This window comes from Methylobacterium sp. WL120, assembly GCF_008039465.1.
In the GTDB taxonomy this organism is placed as follows: Bacteria; Pseudomonadota; Alphaproteobacteria; order Rhizobiales; family Beijerinckiaceae; genus Methylobacterium; species Methylobacterium cerastii.
Genome location: NZ_VRUT01000355.1, coordinates 1 through 990 on the forward strand (window position 1 = coordinate 1; position 990 = coordinate 990).

Here is a 990-nt window from a genome sequence, read left to right on the forward strand (position 1 = left end):
TGGAACCACGGGATCCAGGCCGCGTCGGTCTTGAGCTCGGGGGTGAGGATGATGCCGCCCATCGTCCAGAGCGAGACGAAGAAGAAGCCCAGCGTCGCCCGCACCAGCAACCCGGTGTCGGCCCGCACCCGCGTGGTGACCCGGTCGAGCGCGTTCAGGAGCGCCGTACCGAGGGGGGTGCCCTCGGCGAGGCAGCCGAACATCAGGCACAGGATCGACAGGCCGACGAGCCATTCGAAATCGAGGCAGAGCACCTGTTCGAGGCCGCGGGGCTGGCCGGCGACGTCGAAGGCGCAGAACCACTTCACGTGGGCGCTGGCCTCGCTGCTGGCCAGAACGATCGCCGGGAGGGCCATGGCGCCGGCAAGAAACGGAGAAGAACAGCGCCACTCGGAAAACCGCATCGAAGCCTCGCACCGACCCGCCAGAACAGTCCCCACGCCTGCATTTAGGACTAAGCCGATCGACTTCGCCAAGGGTTTGTTAACATCCATGTCGAAAAGGTTAACGCTGTGGGAAGCGTGTAGAACTGGCTGTACGCGATCTCAGTCGAGACGGCTCGCCCCGGCAACGCGGCATTCAGCATGGGCCGTGATTCCGCCGGGCGCCCCCGCCCCGGCAAGACTTCGCTCAGTGTTCGCCGGTCATCGTGCCCGGGCCGGATGACCACGTCGCCGGCCGGACCCAGCGCGAGGACGCGACGGATGATCGGTTTGACAAGTGTGGTCAGTCTCGGGGCCGGGATCGGTCTCGCCGCGTTCGCGCCCCGGGCGGGCCTGCGCGCCCACGCCTTCGAGTCCTGCGGCGGCCTGCTGCTGGTGGCCGGCCTCGCGCTGCTCGGCTCGGGGCTACCACTGTTCCGCTAGCAGGCTGCTGCAGAAGTCGCTGGCAGGCTTGTCGCGGAGATGATTCACTCTGTTAGAGGCAGGGGTGGGATCAGGCGATGCGCGGGCGCGGAGATCGATCGGAGAACCTGTTCAGCTACGTCCG

General features: G+C 67.1%; 1 protein-coding gene and 1 pseudogene. One reads left to right on the top strand and one right to left on the bottom strand.

Annotated features, from left to right (window positions below; translation table 11 throughout):
• Positions 1–356 (bottom strand): annotated as a pseudogene (locus FV229_RS26970) (hypothetical protein); the annotation flags it as partial.
• A 348-nt stretch (positions 357–704) separates the two neighbouring features.
• On the opposite strand from FV229_RS26970, the gene FV229_RS27745 reads away from it, so the two are divergent.
• Entirely contained in the window at positions 705–866 is a 162-nt protein-coding gene (locus FV229_RS27745; protein ID WP_187273592.1) for a hypothetical protein, read from the top strand.
• Positions 867–990 lie beyond the last annotated feature (124 nt).